This is a genomic window from Agromyces zhanjiangensis, from assembly GCF_040496055.1.
GTDB lineage: Bacteria > Actinomycetota > Actinomycetes > Actinomycetales > Microbacteriaceae > Agromyces > Agromyces zhanjiangensis.
The window spans coordinates 89,418-111,148 of sequence record NZ_JBEPKB010000009.1 but is presented as its reverse complement, the minus strand read 5'-3'; the positions used below and the strand labels follow the sequence as shown (position 1 = coordinate 111,148).

Below are 21,731 nucleotides of genomic sequence, written 5' to 3'. Positions count from 1 at the left end.
TGACGACGACGTTGTGCGTACCAAGCTCGCCACGCTTCCGGCGCTTGCGGACCCTACCGGCCACCTTGGCCGCGCCCGTCCGGCACTGTCAAGGTTCAGGCCGAGGATTCGTCGATTCCGCCGTCGGACGATCGATTCCGCCACCATTCGGGCAGGTCGGCGACGGAATCGAGCACCGCGTCGGGCGCGATCTCGCCGTCGAGATCGGTCGGATCGAACTTCCCGGTCCGCACGAGCACGCCCGTCAGTCCCGCGTGCTGCGCACCCTCGACGTCGGACCTGATGTCGTCGCCGACCATCACGGCCTCGTCGGGCGCCTCGGCGAGCGCATCGACCGCGGCGCGGTAGAACGCCGCCGCGGGCTTGCCGAGCACCACGGCCTCGCGCCCCGAGGCGTACTCGAGGCCCCGCACGAACGCGCCCACGTCGAGCCGCAGTCCGTCCTCGGCCCGCCAGTACCTGGTCAGCCCGAGCGCCACGAGCGGGATCCCGGGGTCCTCGGCGAGCAGCCGGAAGGCCCGGTTCATCGTCGCGAAGTCCCATCCGCTCCCGAGGTCGCCGACCACGACGGCATCCGCGGGTTCGGTGGGCCCGGCCCCGCCCACGCCGAGCTCCGCGAACTCCGCTGCGGTCGCGTCCGGCACGAAGAGGGCTGGATGGCGGCATCCCTCCGACTCGAGCCAGGCCGCCGCCGCGACGACCGGCGTGAGCACGTCGGCGGCATCGACCTCGATGCCCATGGCCCGCAGCTTCGCGACGATGTCGCGCCGCGGTCGCGACGTCGTGTTCGTCACGAAGCGATGGGGGATGCTGCGCTCGACGAGCCACGCGACCGCCTCGGCGCCGCCCGGCACGGGCTCCTCGCCGACGTAGAGCACCCCGTCGAGATCGAGCAGCACGCCGTGGGTGCTCATACCCCGGTCCCGCCCTTCAACCCGGTGCCGCCCGCGATCGACCGCATGACGAGCGTGTCGACGACCGGGAGCGACGAGGCGCGGAGCGCCCACCGTCGGAGCAGCAGCCGGAACCGGTCCGGCGGCAGGAACGTGTTCGCCGCCCGCCGCCCCGCCGCCTGCTTCTCCTCGACGACCGGCCGCCAGCGGCGCTCGTACTCGGCGAGCGCGGTCTCGATCGACGCGTCGTCGCGGCACGGCCCCACGAGGTCGGCGAGCAGTTCGGCGCCGGCGATCGCCATCGACGCGCCCTGCCCCGCGAGGAGCGAGACGGCCTGGCATCCGTCGCCCGCGAGCACCGTGCGGCCGCGATGCCAGTGCGGAAGGACGACCTGCGCCACCACGTCGTCGTACGGTTGCGCGGGGCAGCGCTCGAGCAGTCGGTCGATCGGGGGCCACAGGCCGCCGAACACGCGGCGCAGCCGCGTCGGCGCGTCCTCGTCGGGGTCGACGCCGTCGTGCGCGCCCTCGCGGTACGCGAGGAACGCCGCGACCCGCCCGTCGCGCAGGCCGTAGATCCCGGCCTGGCGGTCGACGGTGTCGGTGAGCACGAACCGCCCGTCGAACTCGGCGTGCAGGCCGGGCGCGCCGTCGATCACGTAGGCCGCGGCGCGCAGCCCGAGCGGCCGCACGAACTGCGACTCGTCGCCGAACAGGCCGTCGCGCACGCTCGAGTGGATGCCGTCGGCGCCGATCACCAGGTCGGCACCCGCCAGCCGTGCGCCGAGCTCGCTGCCGGGGTCCGCCGCCTCGGCGGCGTCGTACGGCACGCCGTAGTGCACCCGCACCGAGCCGTCGGGCGCGTCGCCGAGCGCGTCGAGCAGCACGAGTTCGAGGTCGGGGCGCATGAGGCTGAGCAGGCGCCCGCCGAGGGCCGTCGCGAACCGGTCGTAGTCGATGCTCGCCGTCCGCCGGCCCGACCGCGCGTCGACGTACTCGACGGCGCCGATCCGGTAGGCGACGTCTCGAAGCCGCGGCAGGATGCCCATCCGCTCGGCCGCGTCGAATCCGAGGCCGAAGAAGTCCATCATGTAGCCGTCAGCGCGCGGGCCGCCTGCCCGCTCGAGCACGTCGACCTGCCACCCCGCGAGCGCGAGCTGCCGCGCGCACGCGAGCCCCGCCATCCCGGCCCCGATGACCGCAGCCCGCACGCCGCCTCCGTTCCGGCGATGGCGAGCCCATCGCCCGCTGCCGACGCTACTCCGGCCGCGTGGGCGCCCCCGGGCCATCCGGCCCGCGCAGCGGGGCCGGGTCGCGGATCACGTGTCGACGGTGGGCGTCCACGCCTCGTCGGGCTCGGGCGGTTCGGGCGACGGATGCCGCGGCGCGCGCGGCACGTATCGGGGGATCCACCGCCACAGCATGCCGGCGCCGAGCAGGCCGAGCACGCCCATCGCCGCGGCTGCGGCGATGAGCGAGAGCGCCGAGGTGATCGCCGAGATCGCGAGCGGCGCGGCCGCCCCACCGGCGTCGGCGATCGTGCGGAACGCGCCGAGGAACGGGGCAGGGTTCGAGACGGGCGCGAGATCGGCCCCGAGGGTCAGGATGACGCCCGATGAGAGCCCGTTCGCGATGCCGAGGAGCATCGTGGCCCCCGTGAACCAGGCGACCGCACCCGGCACGTCGTGCGTGACCGACAGCACGAGGTGGCCGACGGCGAGCCCGACGAGGCCCGGGATGGCGCTCCAGAGCCGCCCGTGCCGATCCATGACGTGGCCGCTCACGTAGAACAGCGCGAAGTCGACCGTCGCCGCGATGCCGATGACGAGTGCCGCGGCGTCCGGCCGCATCCCCAGCGATACGGCCCACAGCGGCACGATGACGGTCCGGCTCGCGCGGAGCGCGGCGAGCAGCCCCACCCCGGTGCCGATGCGCGCGAGCACCCCGCGATACGCGACCACCGCGTGACGGATGCCGCCCGCGGCATCCGCTCGGCCCTGCTCGTCGGCCGCGCCGCCGCCGTCGCCGACGGATGCCGCGCGTGCGCGCACCGCGGCGCCGAACACGCGCTCGGGGTCGGGGAGGACGAGGAGCACCGCGACGACCGCCGCGCACGCCGCGACGAGGACCCAGAACACCGCGGTGGCGGACCCCGTCCAGGCGATGATGGCGGCCGCGGTGAAGGGGCCGATCGCCCAGCCGCCGCGGAACACGCCCGCGAGCGAGGAGAGCGCGCGGGCGCGCACGCGCGCCGGCACGTAGCTCGTGAGGAACGCGTGCCGTGCGAGCCCGAACACCGCCGCCGCGAGCCCGAGGAGGAACATGCCGACCGCGAGCGCCCACGACGTCGGCACGAGCAGGGCGAGCAGGGTGCCGGCGACGGCGAGCGCCGACGCACCGATCATCGCCGCCCGCTCGCCGATGCGGGCCACGAGCCATCCGGCCGGCAGGTCTCCGACGAGCCCGCCGACCATGAGCATGGCGGCGATGAGGCCCGCCAGCGCGAGCGAGGCGCCGCGGTCGACGGCGACGACGGGGATCACCGGGACCAGCGCGCCCTCGCCGAGCGAGAAGAGCAGGGTCGGCAGGTATGCCGGGAGGACGATCGAGCGCCACGAGAACGGGTGGGCGGAGTCGGTCATCCCCTCGATGCTATGCCCGGCCGACCTCGCAGTGGGCGGACGTCGGGGCCGGGCGCGGCTCGCGCAGGCCGCGCACGGGCCGGGCCACTAGGCTGGACGGGCCATGTTGGATCTTGACCTCGCGCAGGAGATCTCCGCCCTGCGAACCACCTTCAGCGACATCCGTGCCGTCGTCGACGTCGACGCCCTCAAGGCCGACATCGCGCGGCTCTCCGAGGAGGCCGGCGCGCCCTCCCTCTGGGACGACCCCGCCAACGCGCAGAAGGTCACGAGCGCCCTCAGCCATCGCCAGTCCGAGCTCAAGCGCGTCACCGACGTCGAGCGACGCATCGACGACCTCGAGGTGCTCGTGGAGCTCGCGAAGGAGATGGAGGACGAGGACTCCGCCGCCGAGGCGCGCACGGAGCTCGCCGCCCTCGAGGAGACCGTCAGCCAGCTCGAGGTGCAGACGCTCCTCGACGGCGAGTACGACGCGCGCGGCGCGGTCGTCACCATCCGCTCCGGCGCCGGCGGCGACGACGCCACCGACTTCGCCGAGATGCTCATGCGCATGTACCTGCGCTGGGCCGAGCGCCACAAGTACCCGGTCAAGGTCATGGACACGTCCTACGCCGAGGGCGCCGGCATCAAGTCGGCCACGTTCGAGATCGACGTGCCCTACGCCTACGGAACCCTCTCGGTCGAGGCCGGCACGCACCGCCTCGCCCGCATCAGTCCGTTCGGCTCGGCCGACAAGCGGCAGACGAGCTTCGCCGCCGTCGAGGTCATCCCGGTGATGGAGGAGGCGCAGGAGGTCGACATCCCCGAGAACGACATCCGCGTGGACGTGTTCCGCTCGTCCGGTCCCGGCGGGCAGTCGGTCAACACGACCGACTCGGCCGTGCGCCTCACGCACATCCCGACCGGCATCGTCGTCTCGATGCAGAACGAGAAGTCGCAGATCCAGAACCGCGCCGCGGCCATGCGCGTCCTGCAGACGCGCCTGCTGCTGCTGAAGCGCGAGGAGGAGGCCGCGAAGAAGAAGGAGCTCGCCGGCACCATCACCGCGAGCTGGGGCGACCAGATGCGCTCCTACTTCCTCTACGGCCAGCAGCTCGTGAAGGACCTCCGCACGGGCTACGAGGTCGGCAACCCGGCGACCGTGTTCGACGGCGACCTCGACGGCCTCATCGCGGCGGGCATCCGCTGGCGCAAGCAGAAGGACGACGACTGATCCGCTGACGCGGAGCGCTCGCCGCGCGGTCCGAGCAGCGGGCCGGGCGCGGGACCTTCGGCACCGGTCGCGCGCGGACGCGAGGCCTAGCCTCGCCCCTGTGGGACCGTGGGCGTCCCGCCGGGGGGAGTGAGCATCATGCGCGTGCTGGTCGCGTACTCGAGCAAGTACGGGGCGACGCGGGGCATCGCCGATCGGATCGCCGATCGCCTGCGCGACGCCGACCACGAGGTCGACATCGAGCACTGCGACGACGTCGAGTTCCCAGAGGGATTCGACGCGTTCGTCATCGGCAGCGCCACCTACCTGGGCAAGTGGCGGAAGGAGGCGCGGAAGTTCGTGCGCCGCAACCACGCACTGCTGGCCGGCCGGCCGGCCTGGCTGTTCGCCAGCGGCCCGCTCGGCACCGAGCGCGTCGACAAGGACGGCAACGACGTGCTCGCCGGCGCCGCGCCGAAGGAGTTCGCCGAGTTCGAGGAGCTCATCCATCCACGCGGCACCATGGTCTTCTTCGGTGCGCTCGACACGGAGCACCTGCGGGGCCCGGACCGGATCGTCAGCTGGATGCCCGCCAACGACGCGCTGCCCGACGGCGACTTCCGCGACTGGGATGCGATCGACGCATGGGCGAGGAAGGTCGCGGCGGACCTCGCCTCGCTTCCCGCCTGATCGCGGGCTCGTCGGCCCGACCTTTTCCGGTGTCGCTGCCCCGATTCGAGCGGATGCCGCCTACGCTCGAACCCGATGATCCGCTTCGACTCCGTCACCAAGTCCTACCCGGGGCAGACCCGACCCGCCCTCGACGGCATCACGGTCGAGATCCTGCGCGGCGAGTTCGTCTTCCTCGTCGGTGCCTCGGGGTCGGGCAAGTCCAGCTTCCTGCGCCTGATCCTCAAGGAGGATCGTCCGACGGCGGGCCGGATCCACGTGCTCGGACAGGACCTGCGCTCGATCTCGACGCGCAAGGTCCCGTACTTCCGGCGCAACCTCGGCGTCGTGTTCCAGGACTTCCGGCTGCTGTCGAACAAGAACGTCTTCGAGAACGTCGCGTTCGCGTTGCGCGTCATCGGCAAGTCGCGCGGGTTCGTGCAATCGGCCGTGCCCGAGACGTTGAAGCTGGTCGGCCTCGACGGCAAGGGCAAGCGGATGCCGCACGAGCTCTCCGGCGGTGAGCAGCAGCGCGTCGCGATCGCACGCGCCATCGTGAACAAGCCGCAGATCCTCCTCGCCGACGAGCCCACGGGAAACCTCGACCCCGTCACGAGCGCGGGCATCATGACGCTGCTCGAGCGGATCAACGCGTCGGGGACGACCGTCGTCATGGCCACGCACGAGGCGGGCATCGTCGACCAGATGCAGCGTCGGGTGATCGAGTTGAGCTCCGGCGAGATCGTGCGCGACGAGCGCAGCGCCGGGTATGCGGTCGCGGGAGACGTCATGCCCACGACCTCGGTGGTCGGCGCGATCCCGGCCGACGACGCGGTGCCGTCGGGTCGCGCAGCGGCGGCGCTGGCGGCGGTCGGCGCGGGTTCGGCCGAGGCGCGTGAGACGGAGGTCGCCGAAGCACGAGAGGCCGACCTCGCCGAGGCGGCGCCGATGGTCGAGGCCGGTGCCGAGGCGGTGGACGGCGCGACGGCCGACGCGCTCGTCGCGTCGATCCGCGCGGAGGAGGCGCTCCACTCGGCCGAGCAGGGCGAGGCCGAGGGAGTCCGGCAGGCCGCAGCGACGGAGGCCGCGGCATCCGTCGCCGACGCCGGGGCCGAGCCGGCCACGACGAAGCGACCCGCGGCCAGGAAGAAGCGCCAGGCCAAGCGGCCCGCGGCCGAGTCGGTGGAGCCGACCGCCGGCGAGGCGACTGTCGACACCCCGATGGACACGGGCACCGTCGGCATGGCCGCCCCCAAGGTCACCCGGAAGGTCATGCAGGACGCACCGCCGCTCTACGTCGAGCCCGAGGAGCGCGACGCGGTCACCGACGAGGCCGCCGAGATCACGGCCGCGGCGACCATGCCGATCGAGCCGCTGACGGAGAAGGCGGCGGCCGACTCCGACGCGAGCGACGAGGACGACGACGCGCGGTCCGGCCCGCCCGGCAGGCCGGCCGCCCCCGTGAACGCGAAGTCCGCGCACCTCACGCTCGCCGAGCGACTCGGCCTGCGGAGCCCCGCCGGGCCGCGCGCCGGCGACGACGACCAGGAAGTGGGGCCGGTGAAGTGAGGGTCGGTCTCGTGCTCGCGGAGGCGGCGAACGGCCTGCGCCGCAACGCCACCATGGTCATCTCGGTCGTGCTGGTCACGTTCGTCTCGCTCACGTTCGTCGGCACCGCGGCGCTGCTGCAGCTGCAGATCGCGCAGATGCGCGGCTACTGGTACGACCGCGCCCAGGTGGCGGTCTACCTCTGCACGGCGGTCTCGACCACCGAGGGCTGCATCGACGGCGAGGCGACTCCGGAGCAGAAGGAGGCGGTCGAGGCGCAGCTGCGCGGCGACACGCTCGCGCCCTTCATCGACGAGTACTACTTCGAGGACCGCGAGCAGGCCTACGCCAACTTCCAGGAGCAGTTCGCCGGCACGCCGGCCGCCGACTACGTCACGCCCGACGTTCTGAACGAGACGTTCTGGGTGAACCTCACCGATCCGTCGCAGTCCGCGGTGCTCGTCGAGAGCCTCGCCGGCCTGTCCGGCGTCGAGCAGGTCGTCGACCAACGCCGCTACCTGGACCAGATCTTCGACGTGCTGAACGCGGGGAGCTACACGGCGATCGCGGTCGCGGCGGTCATGCTGGTGGCCGCGGCGCTGCTGATCGCGACGACGATCCGGCTGTCGGCGTTCTCACGCCGGAAGGAGCTCGGCATCATGCGGCTGGTGGGAGCCTCGAACCGCTTCATCCAGACGCCGTTCGTGCTGGAGGGCATCTTCGCCGGGCTGCTCGGCTCGCTCCTCGCGGGCGGCGCGGTCGTCGCGATCGTGGTCTTCTTCGTGCAGGGCTACCTCGCCGACTCGCTGTCGTTCACGTTCGTCGGGCTCGACGACGCGCTGCTCGTCGTGCCGTTGCTCGTCGCCGTCGGCGTGCTGCTGGCCGCGGCCTCCGCCGCGATCGCGATCCGGCGGTACCTGCGCGTCTGATCCCGTGGGCGGCCTGCGCGGGCCTGCCCGTGGGCGACGGATGCCGCGACCGCGGCTAGACTGAAGGGCTTGCCGGGGATCGCCGGCGGCATCCGTCATCGAAGCGAGGAGTGGACCGTGCCCAGGGAACGCGGTGAGAAGGTCGTGGCGACCAACCGCAAGGCGCGCCACGACTACCTGATCGAGGACACCTACGAGGCCGGCATCGTGCTCTCGGGGACCGAGGTGAAGTCGCTCCGGCAGGGCCGGGCGTCACTCGTCGACGGGTACGCCTTCATCGACGGCGGTGAGATCTGGCTCGATGCGGTGCACATCCCCGAGTACACCGAGGGCACCTGGAACAACCACGCTCCGCGACGCAAGCGCAAGCTGCTCATGCACAAGCAGGAGATCGTGAAGATCAGCCACAAGACCAAGGAGGGCGGCTACACGCTCATCCCGCTGTCGCTGTACTTCAAGGACGGGCGCGCGAAGGTCGAGCTCGCGGTCGCCAAGGGCAAGCGCGAGTACGACAAGCGCCAGGCGCTGCGCGAGCGGCAGGACAAGCGCGAGGCCGAGCGCGCCATCGCGAGCCGCCGGCACCTGGGGGAGTAGGCGGGGGCGATCCGGGCATCAGCCCGCGATCTCGCGCAGCGCGGCGAGGTGGGCCGCGAACGCGGCCCGGCCCTGCGGCGTCATCGACAGCCACGTGCGCGGGAACTTGCCCACGAAGCCCTTGCGGACGGCCACGTAGCCGGCGGCCTCGAGCGCCGAGGCCTGCTTGCTGAGCGCGGAGTCGCTGAGCTCCACCGCGTCGCGGACGAACGCGAACTCGGCCTCGTCCGCGGCCGCGAGCAGTGCCGCGATCGAGAACGGCACCGGCCGCTGCAGCAGCGGGTCGAGCCGATGGCGCGGGTGGCCGTCGTCTGCAGGCTCAGCCACGGACCACGACCAGTTCGCGCAGCGACCCCCAGAGGGGCGGTGTCGCGGTGGCGATCGCCGCGATCGCGAAGTAGACGGGGCTGCCCGGGAACGCGAGCAGGCCGAGCGTCAACGAGATGCCGAATACGGCGCCCCACCCGCCCACGGCGAGCCCGAAGCGTCGCGAGAAGCCGAGGCTCGCGGCGCGCATGCGGCGCAGGTGCAGCACCGACAGGATGCCGAGGGTCGCGGCGAAGGCGATCGAGAGGGCGAGGATCGGCCCCTCGTCGCTGCGGTCGTACCAACCCAGGGCGAAGAGGTACATGCCGGATGCGGCGGCGAGCCCGGTCAGCCACGCGGAGGCGGACGCGGAGCCCTGCACGGCGACCCGCCGCACCGCCGCTTCGGCCTCCCGCACGAAGGCGGCCGCGTCGGCGGGCTCGGGGAGGTCGGCGCCGGTGGGATCGTTCGTGGACATGCGAGAAGGGTAGCAACTACTTGCCTATATGGAAAGTACTTTCACTGATTCGCGATCGAGGCCTCCTCACGGTGTGCTGACGGCACGGCGGGCTAGACTCCGCCGCGTGGAGATCTCGACGCGCATCCCGGTGCCGGGCACGTACAACTTCCGCGACGTCGGCGGGTTGCCCGCGCGCGGCGGGACGGTCCGCGCCGGGCGCCTCTTCCGCTCCGACGGACTGCACCGGCTCGGCGACGAGGGACGCGCGGCGCTCCGCCGACTCGAGGTCGGCGTCATCGTCGACCTGCGCGACGACAACGAGGCCCGGGCCATGCCCGACGACCTCGACGGCCTCGACGTCGAGGTGCTGCGGCTTCCCGTCTTCGAGGGCTCTGGCGCGTCGCAGGGCGGGCGGGGCATCTCGCTCGAAGCGCTCTACCAGCGCATCGTCACGAAGCACTCGGCCGTCGTGGTCGAGGCGCTCCGCGAGATCTCGAGCGCCGGTGAGCGCGCCGTCGTCGTGCACTGCACCGCGGGCAAGGACCGCACCGGCATCGTCGTGGCGCTCGCCCTGCTCGCCGCAGGCGTCGACCGCGAGGCGGTCATCGTCGACTACGCCCTCACCGAGGGGCACCTCGCGGGTGAATGGCTCGAGGAGATGGTCGCCCTCATCGGCGACTACGGCGTGCCCGACACCCCCGAACTGCGCATCCTCATGGGCGGAAGCCCGCGCGAGGCGCTCGAGTCCGTCCTCGACGAGGTGGAGCGCAGCCACGGCACCGTGCGCGAGTACCTGCTCGCCTCGGGCCTCGACCACGACGAACTGCGCGCACTCGAGGCGTGGCTGATCGACCGCGACTGAGGGCGCCGTCGCGTCGGCGCCCGCGTGTCAGCCGGCGCTGAACCGCGCGTCGACGGATGCCTCGACCACGAGCTTCGCCGGGGCGAACTCCGGTGCGGGCCCGGCGTCCGCGCCCTCCAGCGCCATCGCGCGCATCGCGACGGCGCGGTGCGCGCGCGGGATCGGCTGCGCCTGCAGCAGTCCGTGGTCGGCGAGCTCCACGGGTGTCGGGGCGCCGAGCCCGAGGGACTCGGCGTAGACCGCCGCCTTGCGGACCGCGTCGGCGACCGCGGCGCGCTGCGCCGCCTCCTGCACGCGCGAACGCGTCGCATCGGTCAACCGCCAGTCGACGCCCTGCACGGTCACGTCGGCGGCCGCGGAGATCGGACCGACCCAGTCGCCCAGCGCCTCGAGGTCGCGGAAGACGACCTCGAGGTCGGCCGACGCCTGGTGCACGAGCGGCAACTGCCGGCCCTGGTCGTTCCACGGGCGGTGCGACCAGACGCGCAGCTGGCCGGCCGACCACGACTCGAGCGCCCCTGCGGCCTCGAGGTCGCGGATCGCGGCGAGCAGGCGCTCGTGCGCCTCGCCGACCGCGCCGACGACCCGGTCGCGGCCGGCGCCGTTGGACGACACAGTGAGCGACACCGCACCGAGTTCCGGGTCGACGCGCTCCTCGGCACGCCCGGTGACGGCGATCGTGGTCGGCATGCGGGACCTCCCGGCTGGTGCGGCTGCGCTGGGCGCAGCCTCGGTGGGCCGCACCCCCGTGCGGCCGACCTCAGCATACGTCGGCCCCTCCGACGTCGCCGGGTGCCCGCGGCGGCGGTCGCCGCGGGCACCCGACGCGTCAGGGCAGCCGACGCATCAGGCGATCGCGCGCTCCGGCAGCACTCCCGCACCGTCGAAGAGGCGCTCGAACACCGCACCGCGGTCGAACTGCAGCGCGTACGCCCTCGCCCGATCGGCGCGCAGCGCGCGCTCCTCGGGCGTCAGCGCGAGCGCCCGGTCGATCGCTTCGGCGATGGCGTCGGGGTCGTCGACCGGCACGATGATGGCGTGTTCGCCCACCGCCTCGCCGATGCCGCCCGTGTCGGTCGTGATCACCGTGCCCCCGCCCGCGAGCATCTGCTCGGCGAGGGCGATGCCGAAGGTCTCCACGAACTCGGGACGCGGCTTGCTCGGGAGCACGTACGTCGCGCACCCCGCCATCAGGTACGGCTTCTCCGCGTCGTCGACGTCGTCGAGGAACACGATCCGATCGGCCACGGCGGAGGCGGCCGCACGGGCGCGGAACTTCTCGGCCGCCGGGCCGCGTCCCACGATGACGAGCTTCAGGCGGTCGTGGGCTGCGGTGCGCTCGAATCCCGCGATGAGGTCGTCGACGCCCTTGGCCTCGGTGAGCCGCGACAGGAACAGCACGTAGCCGTCGGGTTCCAGCCCGCGCGCGGCGAGCACGCCGCGCACGATCGCCGGGTCGAGGTCGAGGTACTGGGACGTGTCGATCGCCGGGTACGAGATGCGGATCCGGTCCCGGCACTGCTCGGCGAAGCGCGTGCCGTGGAACGCGTCGATCTCCGAGGCCGCGGCCACGATGAGCTCCCTGGTGTACTCGGACACCGCGACGCAGTGGTCCTGGGCGAGGTAGCTGGAGAGGATGTGGGCGGCGGCGCCGAAGCGGCCCTCCTCGACGCACGAGCGCACGACGTTCGTGACATCCGACCCCACGGCCTCGGCGATCGTCGTGACGTTCACCGGCAGGCCCGTGCTCCATGCCGCGCGCACCGCGTCGGTCACGGCGACCGTGTGCGGGCTCAGGTAGAGCGAGAGGCACACCGTCGGCACGCCGTCGGTGAACAGCTCGACGAGCCGCCCGGTGATGCCCGCCAGGTAGCGGCCGTCCGGAACCTTGTAGTCGCCGACGGGCTCGGGGCGTTCGACGATGATGCCCGGGCTGTACGGCAGCATCCGATCGAGGGGCTTCAGCGGCAGGCCGGCCGCCTCGAGCCGGTCGATCGGCCAGGTCACGATGCGCACCTCGTCAAACCCGCGTTGCAGCGCGGCCTCGGCGAGGTTGCGGCCCTCGACCGAATGACCGCAGATCACCGGATCGGCGCGGTTGACGATGACGAGGCGGTTGCGAGGCGGAGCGTTCATGGCTCCTCCTTTCCTGTGGGGCGCGAGGTGCGCGTCCTGATCGGGCAGGTCTGAAGGCGGCGGGATGCCGCGGGGTCAGCGTTCCGGGTATGACGGCGGGCGCGACGTCCGCCCCCACTCACTCGGTTCGGGGCCGAGTCGAAGGAGCAGGCTGCCGCCGCGGTGCAGTTCGTCGCCGCGGAGCCACGTGCGCTCGAGGGGGTCGCCGTTGAGCTCGGCCGACTGGACGTACTGGGGCGCTCCGTCGCGGCGCGGCTCGACGAACCCGCTGGTCTCGATGCGGAACGCGTCGCCGCCGACGCGCAGTTCGGACTCTGCGAACGCAGGCGAGTTCACGAGGAAGAGGTTCTGGCCCGCGACCGGGAACAGGCCGAGGCTCGCCCAGACGTACCACGAGCTGATGCCGCCCGAGTCGTCGTTGCCCGGGAGGCCGCCGCGACCCGTGCCGAACTGCTGGTGCACGGCGGCGTGGACGACCTCCGCGGTCCGGTCGGGGCGCCCGGCGTAGTGGTACGCCCACGGCGCCTCCATGTCGGGCTCGTTGTTCAGGCCCTCGAAGCGGCCGAGCGCATAGCCGGCCGCGAGCTCCTCGAGCCCCGGCGCGACCCCGGGCTGCCGGACCGGCTCGGCGCCGAACCCGAAGAAGGCGTCGAGGGCGGCCACGAAGCCCTCGTCGCCCCCGGAGAGCTCGATGCGGCTGTGCATGTCGTGCAGCAGTCGGAACGAGTAGTTGTAGCGGCTGCCCTCGTAGAAGGTCGAGTCGTGGAGCAGTCCCGTCTGCGCGTCGAAGGCGTTGATCCACCGGGTCGCGAGGGCCGTGAACTCCTCGGCGAGTGCTCGGTCGCCCACGCGCGCCGCCACCTTCGCGGTGCACCAGTACCCGTAGGCCAGGTCGAGCGTGTGGCTGATCGGGTGGGCATGGCCGCGCAGCAGGAAGTCCTCGCCGTAGGTCCGGCGGAGGTCGGCGTGCATGTGCACGAGCGCCCACTCCCAGTCGATGCCCGGCAGCCCGAGCTGGCAGAGGTCGGCGAGGAACGTCTGCGCGAGCGCGCTGCCCTGACGCGAGAACCGGTCGCTGCCGCGCGCCATCCGGTACCCGATCGGGAAGTTGCCCTCCTCCTCGCAGATGGTGAGCAGGGCGTTCGCGAGCTCGACCGCCCGCTCGGGGAACAGCGTCGTGATGAGCGGCAGCTGCGTGCGGTAGATGTCCCACATCGTGCAGAGGTCGAACACGAACGGGCCCTCGGTCGGCCAGAACGGGCTCTCCTCGGGCGCGAGGCAGGGCTTGATCAGCGAGTGGTACAGCGCCGTCGAGAAGACGGTCTGGCGCTCGGTCGACGGCGTGTCGACCGTGATCGCCTTCAGGTGCTTCCGCCACGCCTTCCTCGTCCGGTCGCGCCGGTGCGGGAACCGCGCGGCACCGGTGCCCTCGTCGGCGCGGAGGTTCGCGCGCGCCTGCTCGACCCCGCGGAGCGAGAACCCGATGCGCACCTCGATGCTCTGCCCGGGTTCGCTCTGGCCCGCCCACATGAGTCCGAAGGGACGCAGCGTCGTGGGCCGGATGTGGTCGAACGCGAGCTTCGTGCCGCCCGGCATCAGGCGCCGGTCGTACCAGAGCATCTGCCGCCAGGTGTGCGCGTCGCACTCGATGTACACCGACAGGGGCGCGCCCTCGACGACGATCTCGCCCTGCGCGATGCCGGGCGCGACCTGCTCGAGCTTCGCCCGGAGCGGGATCGTCTCGCCGTGGGGGATCGAGAGGCCGCCCAGCGAGAAGTCGATCACGATGCGCGCGTTCGGGTTCCGAGGGAACGTGTAGCGGTGCACGGCCGACTTCGGCCCGACGGTGAGCTCGGCGCGGATGCCGGAGTCGAGCGTCGCCGCGTAGTACCCGGGCTCCGCGGCCTCCTCGAGGAGCTCCCAGGTGCGGCCGAGCACGTCGAGCGGCTCGAGCATCGGCGTGACGCGGAAGTAGTTGTAGTACTTGCGGATCGCCCCCGTGCCCGACTGCTGGAAGTGCGTGAAGCCGGAGGCCACGCCGCCCTCGTGGATCATCGGCGGCACGCCCTCGGTCGCGAGGTCGTATCGTCCGTACCCCGTCGGGTACGCGCCCGAGTACGCGCACGCCGAGACCATCCCGAGCGGGAAGGTCGCTCCGGGGTGCGTGTTGCCGACCTGCGGCTTCGGCCACCACCACGTCGCCGCCAGCCCCGTCTGCGGGGGGAGGTCGACGGCGTCGGTGCCGATGAACGGATCGACCCGCGCGATCATGCGGCTCCCATGCTGCGGCATGCCGCAACGGACCCGGTGCGGGCGACGGTGCCCGTGCGGGGCGAGGCGATCTCGGAACGTCCCATGCGGGGACGCTACGTGCTGGCGGAGGCCGGCGGGTTACAGTCACATGAACGATTCCGGGCGCGGCATCCGGAATGCCCCGCGGGGTGCTCCTGTTGTATCCTGTAGGGCCGCGCCGCCTTCGGGTGTCGCGCGGTTGGCAACTCCACAGCGTGCGATGACGACCCGCCTTCCGACCATCGGTCGGAGCGCGTCTCACGGGGATGATCGGTTTCGACATCGCCTGCGAGACCGCGTGAAGCGGGCCGAGGATGCAGGGTTATCTCGAAAACGCTCCCTGCGAACCAATAACTGCCAATAAGTCGCAGAACGACTACGCCCTCGCTGCCTAAGCGAGTCCGTTAGTCCGTCAGCCCGGGTTCGTTCCCGCCCCGGTCGCTGGCGTCATCTAGGGAACTCGCTGTGCGACGTCGCCTGAGCGTCGTACGGGACTCTTTCAGGCTGGGCCCGTCGACCTGGCTGCCTGTGGCAAGGGTCGGGGCCGAGCAGAACGCCTCACAGGATGCGCCCGGAGAAACCGTGGAATCCCAGCGATGGACGGGGGTTCAATTCCCCCCATCTCCACCACCGGTCGTCATCGCACGCTGTGCCAGCCTCCGATCGCCGCGCCGAGACGCGGCGATCGGCGTCTGCGCGGTCGGCCTGCGCGGGGTCAGTTCCGCGACGCGTTGACGTGGGCTCGCGCGGCGAGCCGGCGGAGCCACGACCCGCGGGCCGGCTCCGCCTCGTCGGTCGGATCGACGACTCCGTCGGGCGTCTCGTCGCCCGCGAGCGCGGCGGCCTCCGCCTCCTGCTCCGCCTTCCAGATCAGGTACGCCGCGTACGGATCGTTCTCAGGATCCAGCGGCTGCTGGTCGACGACCTCGTGTCGTCGGCGTGCGAACGCCCGCATGTCTTCCCCCATCGAGGCCCCCCGGCCCTCACCGACAAGGGTACGCGACTCCGCAGACGTTCAGTGCACGATGACGAGGATGTCTCGGTTAGCCGAGGTGCGGGAGCACCTCGGCGGCGATGAGCTCGACGTGGTCGAGGTCGCGCTGGTCCACGAGCTGCAGGTAGACGCGGTCGGCGCCGAGGTCGGCGAGCCGCCGGATCTTCTCGACCGCCACCTCGGGGGTGCCCGCGACGTTGACCTCGGCGAACGTGTCGGGGTCGGCGTGGATCGCGGCGAGACGATCGAGGTAGGACGCGTCATCCGTGGCCACGACCGTGGGCAGCGCCACGCTGAGGCGCATCGCCTCGGGGTCGCGGCCGATCGCCTCGCAGGCGGCGCGCACGCGCGCGAACGACGCGGCGATCTCGTCCTCGTCGGAGAAGCCGCGGTTGAACTCCGTCGCGTACCGCGCCGCGAGTGCGGGCAGGCGCGTGGGCCCGCCGCCGCCCATGATGATCGGCAGCGGCGACTGCACGGGCTTCGGCAGGGCGGGCGCCTCCAACAGTTCGTAGTGCTCGCCCGCGAACGAGAAGCGTTCACCCGCCGGCGTCTCCCACAGGCCGGTCACGACCTGCAGCTGCTCCTCGAGGAGGTCGAAGCGCCGACCGGGGAAGGGGATGCCGTACGCGGCATGCTCGGCGCCGAACCAGCCCGCGCCGATCCCGAGCTCGACGCGGCCGCCCGACATGTCGTCGACCTGGGCGACCTGGATCGCGAGGAGTCCTGGGTGCCGGAACGTCACCGGCGAGACGAGCGTGCCGAGCCGGATGCGGTCGGTCTCGCGGGCGATGCCGGCGAGCGTCGTCCAGGCGTCGGTGGGCCCCGGCATCGGGTCGCCCGGGCCCATGTGCAGGATGTGGTCGCTGCGGAACCAGCCGTCGAAGCCGAGGCGCTCGGTCTCCTGCGCCTGGGCGAGCTGCTCGTCGTAGCTCGCTCCCTGCTGGGGCTCGGTGAAGATGCAGACCTCGAGCTCGCGGCTCACTTCAGCGCCTCGAGGACCGCGTCGTGCAGCAGGCCGTTCGTGGCGAGCGCGCTGCCGTTGCCGGCGCCGGCCTCGCCGGTGACCGAGGTGAACCGCCCCCCGGCGCCCTCGACGATCGGGATCAGCGCCGCGAGGTCCCACGCCTTCACGTCGAACTCGGCGACGACGTCGACGAGGCCCTCCGCGAGCAGGCAGTACGACCAGAGGTCGCCGTAGGCGCGATCGCGCCACACGCGCTCGCCGAGCGCGAGGAGCCGCCCGAGGTAGCCGGCGTCGCGCCACTGCGCGATACTCTGGAAGCTGATGGATGCGTCGCCGAGATCGGCCACGTTCGAAACGCGGATGTCGCGGGGCGTCGCGCCCGGGGCGTCCGTCGTCTGGGCGACCGAGCCGGTCGCACCCCACCATCGGCGTCCGAGCGCGGGCATCGACGCGACGCCGACGACCGGCCGAGCGTCGACCGTGAGCGCGATGAGCGCACCCCATACGGGCACCCCGCGGAGGAAGTTCGACGTGCCGTCGATCGGGTCGATGATCCACTGCCGGGCGCCCTCGCCCTCGGTGCCGTACTCCTCGCCGAGGATGCCGTCGCCCGGGCGGCGCTCGGCGAGCACCTCGCGCACCGCTCGCTCGACCGCGAGGTCGGCCTCGGTCACGAACGTGCGGTCGGGTTTCGTGTCGATCCGGAGGTCGACGGCGCGGAAGCGGGCCATCGCGGCCGCGTCGGCCAGGTCGGCGAGTTCGAGGGCGAGGGCGAGGTCGTCGGCGTACGAGGCATCCGTCACCGGTTCAGCCTATCGACCGGCCACGGCGGGTTCCGGGCGGGCGGCGCGCCCGAGTCGACCTCGATTTCGCGTTCAGGCCGGTCACCTGATACCGTTGTTCCTCGGTTCGGGGTTCGCAAGAAACCGGCCGAAACGCACCTCTAGCTCAATCGGCAGAGCAACTGACTCTTAATCAGTGGGTTCAGGGTTCAAGTCCCTGGGGGTGCACCAGCAGGCCCCGGCGAGCGATCGTCGGGGCCTTCGTCGTTCGCTCCGGAGGTTGCGCGCTCAGTAGTCGGAGACCGCCGTGATGCCGCCGTCGACCACGAGGTCGTGCCCCGTGACCGCCGCTGCCGCCGGCGAGGAGAGGAAGACGCAGGCGTCCGCGATCTCGCCGGGTCCGACGGCGCGCCCGATCGGCGACCGGCCCGACCAGCGGGCGAGTCCCTCGGGCCACTCGGCGTCGAGCCCGTCGCGCCACACGAGCCCGGGCGAGACGGAGTTGACGCGGATGCCGTGCGGCGCGAGCGCGACCGCTGAGGTGCGGGTGAGCGACCGCAGGGCGGCCTTGCTGCTGCCGTACGGGGCCTGGTCGGGCGCCACCCGGTCGGCGGAGATCGACGTGACGTTGACGATCGCGCCGCCGCCGTCGGCGACCATCGCGCGGACCGAATGCCGGGTGCAGAGGTAGGCCGCGACGACGTTCAGCCGGAAGCTGGTCATCCAGTCGTCGGCGCCGAGCTCGAGGAACTCGGCGACGGGGTAGGTGCCGGCGTTGTTGACGAGCACCGTGGCGCGCGCCGCCGGCGATCCGGGCCGGAACATCCGCTCGATGTCGCGCTCGACGGAGAGGTCGCAGCGAACGGTGTCGGCGGCCACGCCGTGCGTCGTCGAGAGCGCCCCGGCGAGGTGCTCGGCGTCGTGCTCGCGCGACCGATGGTGCAGCACGAGGTTCGCGCCGCGGCGCGCGAAGCGCTCCGCGATCTCGGTGCCCAGGCCACCTGTGGCTCCAGTGACGAGGACCGTCGTGCCCTCGAAGTCGCGGTCCATGGCGGGTGCCCTAGTCGCAGCCGGTCTCGTACGGCCCGGCATCGGGATCCGCAGGCTGCCAGTCGGCGTGCACCATGCCGTCGAAGGCGGCCCCTTCGAGCCGGCAGACGTCGCCCAGCGAGGTCTCGTAGAACTTCACGTGCGTGTAGTCCTCGAAGAGCCGGTAGACGGGGGCGCAGAAGCGGCTCTGGAACTGCTGGCCCGTCAGTACCTCCCGGTGCCGCTCGATGAACGCCGGATGCTCCGGACCGACGACGAAGCCGACGTGCTCGAGGCCCATGCGGTAGACGCGCTGGTGGAACGGCGGGATGAGCTCGATGAGCGGGATTCCGATGCCGTCGGCGATCTCGATGGGCTCGCTCAGCAGGAGCTTCGAGATCGGCCGCCCGTTCCAGACGTTCTCGAGGTTCGCCGTGGAGTACGACTCGATCGCGTCGCGTGCCGCGAGGTAGTCGCGCCAGGTGCGGGTCCGGACGGCGAGATGGCTGACCTGGTAGCCGCCGGCGTCGATGCCGATCGCGGCGCATCGCGCCACCTGCTGGGCGGTGAAGGCTCGCGCCGCCGAGGCGAGGCTCTCTCGGTCGAAGTCGCCGGTGTCCCACGTCATGCTGGTCTCCTCGTCGAGGTCGGGGTGCCCTCACGATAGGCGGCGAACCTCCGAAGGTCACGCGTATGAGCAGATCCAGCAACAGATGAGCGCGCCGTGGGAGTGCGGTCTCACGAGTGAGCGCCGCTCGGGTCGTCACCCGGCGCTCACCAGAACGAGAACGGGTCGACGCCGATCAGCCGCAGCACCTCGTACGTCGAGCCGACGAAGCAGTACGTGCCGAGCAGGGCGCCGAGCATCGTCTCACGCAACGAGCCCGTGTCGCCGAGCACGGGCAGCGACACGTACCCGTTCGGCAGCCACACGCGGCCCAGCACGGGCACCGGTCGGAGCGCCCGAGGCGGACGGATGAGCCACGGCCAGACGAGTCCCGGGAGGCCGCCGGTCGTGAGCAGGTCGCCCAGGAGGTGCGCGACGAAGCCGACGAGCACCGCAAGGGGGAACCACGCGACCTGCTCGGGCGCGAACACGACGATGAAGGCGCCGAGCAGCGCGCCGACCGCCCAAGCGGCCGGCCACGACCGGATGAGCCCGCGCGCCTTCAACCCGAACGCGGTGAGGGCGGCCGTGCCCGCCCCGGCGCCGATCGCGAGCGTGCCGAGCGGATCGACCGGGAACGCGACGAGCGTCAGCGCCCACGCCGCGGCGAAGGTCACGAGCACGCCGACGGGCGAGTGGGCTCCCTGCCGGTGCCCGCCGGAGGCCGCCCCGACCACGCCCGTCGCCAACCTGCCGAGCACGGGCACCGAGTGGGCGATGGTGGCGCTGTGGTGGTCGGCGTCGGGCAGCAGCGCAGCACCCGCGCACACCGCGGTGCCGGCGAGCACGCCGACCGGGTCGAGCGGGTACGCGCCGGCGGTGACGATCGGCATGGTTCCGGTGATCGCGAGCCAGGCGGCGGCGCCGCTCGTGGCATGGGTGATGCCCATCATCGGGTCGGGTGCTCCAGGAGGTCGGCCGGGGGACGGCGGGACGAACGGCGGAGAAGGGTCCGCGTCGACCAGTGTGCCCGCACCTGCGGACACCGCACCCGACGAGCCGCGGTGAGGCCGGAGATCGGGGCTCCATCGCGTGCGGCGCTCCCGCGAGGGGTCCTAGACTGCGGCGTGAACGCGCCGGCCGGACCGAGCGATCCGAGTCGGCTGAGCGACGGGGGATGGCTCATGCAGATCGCGATGGTGGGACTCGGGCGGATGGGCGCGAACATCGTGCGCCGCCTCATGCGGGACGGGCACGACTGCGTCGTCTACGACGTCGATCCGGGCGCCGTGAGCGCGCTCGCGGCCGAGGGTGCGACCGGCGCCGAGAGCATCGCCGACCTGGCGACGAAGCTCGACGCGCCGCGCACCGTGTGGCTGATGGTCCCCGCCGGGATCACCGGGAAGCTCGTGGACCAGGTCGCCGCGGTGCTCGAGGCCGGCGACGTGATCATCGACGGCGGCAACTCGAACTACCGCGACGACGTGCGCCGCGCCGAGGCGCTCGCGCCATCGGGCATCCACTACGTCGACGCCGGCACCAGCGGCGGGGTCTTCGGCCTCGAGCGCGGCTACTGCCTCATGGTCGGCGGCCCGGACGAGGCGGTGACGCGCATCGAGCCGATCCTCCGCTCGATCGCGCCCGGGCCCGGCGACATCGAGCGGACCCCGGGCCGCACGGGGGAGTTGTCCCCGGAGGAACGCGGGTACCTGCACTGCGGTCCGTCCGGCTCCGGTCACTTCGTCAAGATGGTCCACAACGGCATCGAGTACGGGATCATGGCAGCGCTCGCCGAGGGGCTGAACATCCTGAAGAACGCGGATGCCGGACTCCGCCCGGAGGAGCACTCGGCAGAGATCGCCCCGCTCGAGGAGCCCGAGTTCTACCGGTTCACGATCGACACGCCGGCCGTCGCCGAACTGTGGCGACGCGGATCCGTGATCTCGTCGTGGCTGCTCGACCTGACCGCGGCCGCACTCGTCGAGAACCCGACGCTCGACGGTCTCGCCGGCCGGGTCTCCGACTCGGGGGAGGGGCGGTGGACGGTCAAGGCCGCGGTCGACACCGGCGTGCCGGCGCCGGTGCTCGCGGCCGCCCTGTTCGAGCGCTTCGCCTCGCGCGAGGACGACCGCTACGCCAACCAGCTGCTCTCCGCGATGCGCCTCCAGTTCGGCGGCCACCGGGAACTCCCCGCCGGCGACGTGCTCGAGACGGGAAGCGCGAGCGCCGACGCCTAGTCGTCGACCCCGCGTGCCATCAGCGCCTCGCCGAGGTGGTCGGCCGTGCGGAGCGTGCGCACGATGACCGGCACCGCGAGCGCGGTCAGCGACCCCTCGGCGCCGCGCGCCTTGCGCGCCTCGAGCACCTCCCGCACGAGGTCGGCGAGCAGCGGCACGCAGCGGATGGCGAGAGCCAGCGCCAGCCCGACGCGGTCGGGGTCGACCCACCGCGCGAACGGGCGCAGCAGCACCTGCATCGCATCGAGGGTCGCCGTGACCGGGGTGGTCAGCGTGTAGACGGCCGCGAGCGCGACGGCGAGCACGAGCCGCACGCCCATCGTCGCGGCGGTCTCCCACCCGGCGAACATCCACTGCACGGGCACCGCGAACGCGAGCACCCAGAGGATCGGCGAGACCTGGCGCCAGGCGACACGCACCGGGATGCGGGCGAGCGCGAAGAGCCCGAGCGTCGCCGCTGCCACGATGCCGAGCACCGGCAGCGAGCCGACGAGCGCGGTCGCCGTCACGGCGGCCGCGAGCAGTGCGAGCTTCGCGAGCGCCGGAGCGCGGTGGACGACCGAGGAGCCGGGGTGGTACACGCCGATCATGG

At 72.5% G+C, this 21,731-nt stretch carries 22 protein-coding genes, 1 tRNA gene and 1 other RNA gene; 9 read left to right on the top strand and 15 right to left on the bottom strand.

Annotated elements, in window-relative coordinates; translation table 11 throughout:
- Positions 1 to 95: 95 nt before the first annotated feature.
- The 3 genes from ABME02_RS15695 to ABME02_RS15685 form a co-directional block, all read right to left on the bottom strand.
- Entirely contained in the window at positions 96 to 914 is an 819-nt protein-coding gene (locus ABME02_RS15695) for a TIGR01458 family HAD-type hydrolase (protein WP_353816270.1), read from the bottom strand.
- Positions 911 to 2,104, bottom strand: coding sequence for an FAD-dependent oxidoreductase (locus ABME02_RS15690; RefSeq protein ID WP_353816269.1), 1,194 nt, complete (start codon positions 2,102 to 2,104; stop codon positions 911 to 913). The genes ABME02_RS15695 and ABME02_RS15690 overlap by 4 nt, the downstream gene beginning before the upstream one ends.
- A gap of 108 nt (positions 2,105 to 2,212) precedes the next feature.
- A complete protein-coding gene (locus ABME02_RS15685; protein WP_353816268.1) occupies positions 2,213 to 3,535 on the bottom strand; it encodes an MFS transporter in 1,323 nt (440 codons plus the stop codon).
- A 103-nt stretch (positions 3,536 to 3,638) separates the two neighbouring features.
- On the opposite strand from ABME02_RS15685, the gene prfB reads away from it, so the two are divergent.
- The 5 genes from prfB (at position 3,639) to smpB (ending at position 8,467) form a co-directional block, all read left to right on the top strand.
- Positions 3,639 to 4,748 (top strand): peptide chain release factor 2, encoded by a 1,110-nt coding sequence (gene prfB / locus ABME02_RS15680; RefSeq protein ID WP_353816267.1) that lies wholly within the window; start codon positions 3,639 to 3,641, stop codon positions 4,746 to 4,748.
- A gap of 138 nt (positions 4,749 to 4,886) precedes the next feature.
- Positions 4,887 to 5,417 (top strand): flavodoxin domain-containing protein, encoded by a 531-nt coding sequence (locus tag ABME02_RS15675; protein ID WP_353816266.1) that lies wholly within the window; start codon positions 4,887 to 4,889, stop codon positions 5,415 to 5,417.
- 75 nt (positions 5,418 to 5,492) lie between these two features.
- Positions 5,493 to 6,965 (top strand): cell division ATP-binding protein FtsE, encoded by a 1,473-nt coding sequence (gene ftsE / locus ABME02_RS18465; RefSeq protein WP_436408284.1) that lies wholly within the window; start codon positions 5,493 to 5,495, stop codon positions 6,963 to 6,965.
- Positions 6,962 to 7,873 carry a permease-like cell division protein FtsX gene (gene ftsX / locus ABME02_RS15665; RefSeq protein WP_353816265.1) on the top strand — a complete coding sequence of 304 codons (912 nt, stop codon included), beginning with the start codon at positions 6,962 to 6,964 and terminating at the stop codon, positions 7,871 to 7,873. The genes ftsE and ftsX overlap by 4 nt, the downstream gene beginning before the upstream one ends.
- 117 nt (positions 7,874 to 7,990) lie before the next feature.
- Complete coding sequence (gene smpB, locus ABME02_RS15660; RefSeq protein ID WP_353816264.1) at positions 7,991 to 8,467, top strand: SsrA-binding protein SmpB; 477 nt, start codon at positions 7,991 to 7,993, stop codon at positions 8,465 to 8,467.
- A gap of 18 nt (positions 8,468 to 8,485) precedes the next feature.
- Here the strand turns inward: smpB and ABME02_RS15655 are convergent, their stop codons facing one another.
- Positions 8,486 to 8,794 (bottom strand): transcriptional regulator, encoded by a 309-nt coding sequence (locus ABME02_RS15655; protein WP_353816263.1) that lies wholly within the window; start codon positions 8,792 to 8,794, stop codon positions 8,486 to 8,488.
- On the bottom strand, positions 8,787 to 9,251 hold the full coding sequence (locus ABME02_RS15650) for a hypothetical protein (RefSeq protein WP_353816262.1): 465 nt from the start codon (positions 9,249 to 9,251) through the stop codon (positions 8,787 to 8,789). The genes ABME02_RS15655 and ABME02_RS15650 overlap by 8 nt, the downstream gene beginning before the upstream one ends.
- A 106-nt stretch (positions 9,252 to 9,357) precedes the next feature.
- Here ABME02_RS15650 and ABME02_RS15645 point away from each other — a divergent pair, with 106 nt between their 5' ends.
- Complete coding sequence (locus ABME02_RS15645; RefSeq protein WP_353816261.1) at positions 9,358 to 10,095, top strand: tyrosine-protein phosphatase; 738 nt, start codon at positions 9,358 to 9,360, stop codon at positions 10,093 to 10,095.
- A 27-nt stretch (positions 10,096 to 10,122) separates the two neighbouring features.
- On the opposite strand, the gene ABME02_RS15640 is transcribed toward ABME02_RS15645, so the two are convergent.
- The 3 genes from ABME02_RS15640 to ABME02_RS15630 form a co-directional block, all read right to left on the bottom strand.
- Positions 10,123 to 10,785, bottom strand: a complete 663-nt coding sequence (locus ABME02_RS15640) for an SIMPL domain-containing protein (protein ID WP_353816260.1) — start codon at positions 10,783 to 10,785, stop codon at positions 10,123 to 10,125.
- A gap of 156 nt (positions 10,786 to 10,941) precedes the next feature.
- Positions 10,942 to 12,231, bottom strand: coding sequence for a glycosyltransferase (locus ABME02_RS15635; RefSeq protein WP_353816259.1), 1,290 nt, complete (start codon positions 12,229 to 12,231; stop codon positions 10,942 to 10,944).
- A 75-nt stretch (positions 12,232 to 12,306) separates the two neighbouring features.
- Positions 12,307 to 14,502, bottom strand: a complete 2,196-nt coding sequence (locus ABME02_RS15630; RefSeq protein WP_353816258.1) for a glycoside hydrolase domain-containing protein — start codon at positions 14,500 to 14,502, stop codon at positions 12,307 to 12,309.
- Between the two features lie 283 nt (positions 14,503 to 14,785).
- On the opposite strand from ABME02_RS15630, the gene ssrA reads away from it, so the two are divergent.
- Positions 14,786 to 15,153: a transfer-messenger RNA gene (ssrA, locus tag ABME02_RS15625) on the top strand.
- An 85-nt stretch (positions 15,154 to 15,238) separates the two neighbouring features.
- Here the strand turns inward: ssrA and ABME02_RS15620 are convergent.
- From ABME02_RS15620 to ABME02_RS15610, 3 genes are all read right to left on the bottom strand, one after another.
- Positions 15,239 to 15,478, bottom strand: coding sequence for a hypothetical protein (locus tag ABME02_RS15620; RefSeq protein WP_353816257.1), 240 nt, complete (start codon positions 15,476 to 15,478; stop codon positions 15,239 to 15,241).
- An 88-nt stretch (positions 15,479 to 15,566) separates the two neighbouring features.
- Positions 15,567 to 16,502, bottom strand: a complete 936-nt coding sequence (locus ABME02_RS15615; RefSeq protein WP_353816256.1) for an LLM class F420-dependent oxidoreductase — start codon at positions 16,500 to 16,502, stop codon at positions 15,567 to 15,569.
- A complete protein-coding gene (locus ABME02_RS15610; RefSeq protein ID WP_353816255.1) occupies positions 16,499 to 17,287 on the bottom strand; it encodes an inositol monophosphatase family protein in 789 nt (262 codons plus the stop codon). The genes ABME02_RS15615 and ABME02_RS15610 overlap by 4 nt, the downstream gene beginning before the upstream one ends.
- 134 nt (positions 17,288 to 17,421) lie before the next feature.
- Between ABME02_RS15610 and ABME02_RS15605 the strand changes: the two genes are divergently transcribed.
- Positions 17,422 to 17,497 (top strand) — tRNA-Lys (locus tag ABME02_RS15605).
- A 57-nt stretch (positions 17,498 to 17,554) separates the two neighbouring features.
- Here ABME02_RS15605 and ABME02_RS15600 read toward each other — a convergent pair.
- From ABME02_RS15600 to ABME02_RS15590, 3 genes are all read right to left on the bottom strand, one after another.
- Positions 17,555 to 18,316, bottom strand: a complete 762-nt coding sequence (locus ABME02_RS15600) for an SDR family NAD(P)-dependent oxidoreductase (RefSeq protein WP_353816254.1) — start codon at positions 18,314 to 18,316, stop codon at positions 17,555 to 17,557.
- Positions 18,317 to 18,326: 10 nt separating this feature from the next.
- Positions 18,327 to 18,923, bottom strand: a complete 597-nt coding sequence (locus ABME02_RS15595) for a VOC family protein (RefSeq protein WP_353816253.1) — start codon at positions 18,921 to 18,923, stop codon at positions 18,327 to 18,329.
- Between the two features lie 146 nt (positions 18,924 to 19,069).
- On the bottom strand, positions 19,070 to 19,855 hold the full coding sequence (locus ABME02_RS15590; RefSeq protein WP_353816252.1) for a metal-dependent hydrolase: 786 nt from the start codon (positions 19,853 to 19,855) through the stop codon (positions 19,070 to 19,072).
- 174 nt (positions 19,856 to 20,029) lie between these two features.
- Between ABME02_RS15590 and gnd the strand changes: the two genes are divergently transcribed.
- A complete protein-coding gene (gene gnd, locus ABME02_RS15585; RefSeq protein WP_353816251.1) occupies positions 20,030 to 21,139 on the top strand; it encodes a phosphogluconate dehydrogenase (NAD(+)-dependent, decarboxylating) in 1,110 nt (369 codons plus the stop codon).
- Here gnd and ABME02_RS15580 read toward each other — a convergent pair.
- Entirely contained in the window at positions 21,136 to 21,729 is a 594-nt protein-coding gene (locus ABME02_RS15580; RefSeq protein WP_353816249.1) for an energy-coupling factor transporter transmembrane component T family protein, read from the bottom strand. The genes gnd and ABME02_RS15580 overlap by 4 nt on opposite strands.
- Between the last annotated feature and the right edge of the window lie 2 nt (positions 21,730 to 21,731).

Excerpts from the sequence above, each read along its gene's own strand:
- ABME02_RS15695 (WP_353816270.1), bottom strand. The coding sequence starts at position 914 with ATGAGCACCCACGGCGTGCTGCTCGATCTCGACGGGGTGCTCTACGTC.
- ABME02_RS15685 (WP_353816268.1), bottom strand. The coding sequence starts at position 3,535 with ATGACCGACTCCGCCCACCCGTTCTCGTGGCGCTCGATCGTCCTCCCG.
- prfB (WP_353816267.1), top strand. The coding sequence starts at position 3,639 with ATGTTGGATCTTGACCTCGCGCAGGAGATCTCCGCCCTGCGAACCACC.
- ABME02_RS15675 (WP_353816266.1), top strand. The coding sequence starts at position 4,887 with ATGCGCGTGCTGGTCGCGTACTCGAGCAAGTACGGGGCGACGCGGGGC.
- ftsE (WP_436408284.1), top strand. The coding sequence starts at position 5,493 with ATGATCCGCTTCGACTCCGTCACCAAGTCCTACCCGGGGCAGACCCGA.
- ABME02_RS15650 (WP_353816262.1), bottom strand. The coding sequence starts at position 9,251 with ATGTCCACGAACGATCCCACCGGCGCCGACCTCCCCGAGCCCGCCGAC.
- ABME02_RS15640 (WP_353816260.1), bottom strand. The coding sequence starts at position 10,785 with ATGCCGACCACGATCGCCGTCACCGGGCGTGCCGAGGAGCGCGTCGAC.
- ABME02_RS15635 (WP_353816259.1), bottom strand. The coding sequence starts at position 12,231 with ATGAACGCTCCGCCTCGCAACCGCCTCGTCATCGTCAACCGCGCCGAT.
- ABME02_RS15630 (WP_353816258.1), bottom strand. The coding sequence starts at position 14,502 with ATGATCGCGCGGGTCGATCCGTTCATCGGCACCGACGCCGTCGACCTC.
- ABME02_RS15620 (WP_353816257.1), bottom strand. The coding sequence starts at position 15,478 with ATGCGGGCGTTCGCACGCCGACGACACGAGGTCGTCGACCAGCAGCCG.
- ABME02_RS15600 (WP_353816254.1), bottom strand. The coding sequence starts at position 18,316 with ATGGACCGCGACTTCGAGGGCACGACGGTCCTCGTCACTGGAGCCACA.
- ABME02_RS15595 (WP_353816253.1), bottom strand. The coding sequence starts at position 18,923 with ATGACGTGGGACACCGGCGACTTCGACCGAGAGAGCCTCGCCTCGGCG.
- ABME02_RS15590 (WP_353816252.1), bottom strand. The coding sequence starts at position 19,855 with ATGATGGGCATCACCCATGCCACGAGCGGCGCCGCCGCCTGGCTCGCG.
- ABME02_RS15580 (WP_353816249.1), bottom strand. The coding sequence starts at position 21,729 with ATGATCGGCGTGTACCACCCCGGCTCCTCGGTCGTCCACCGCGCTCCG.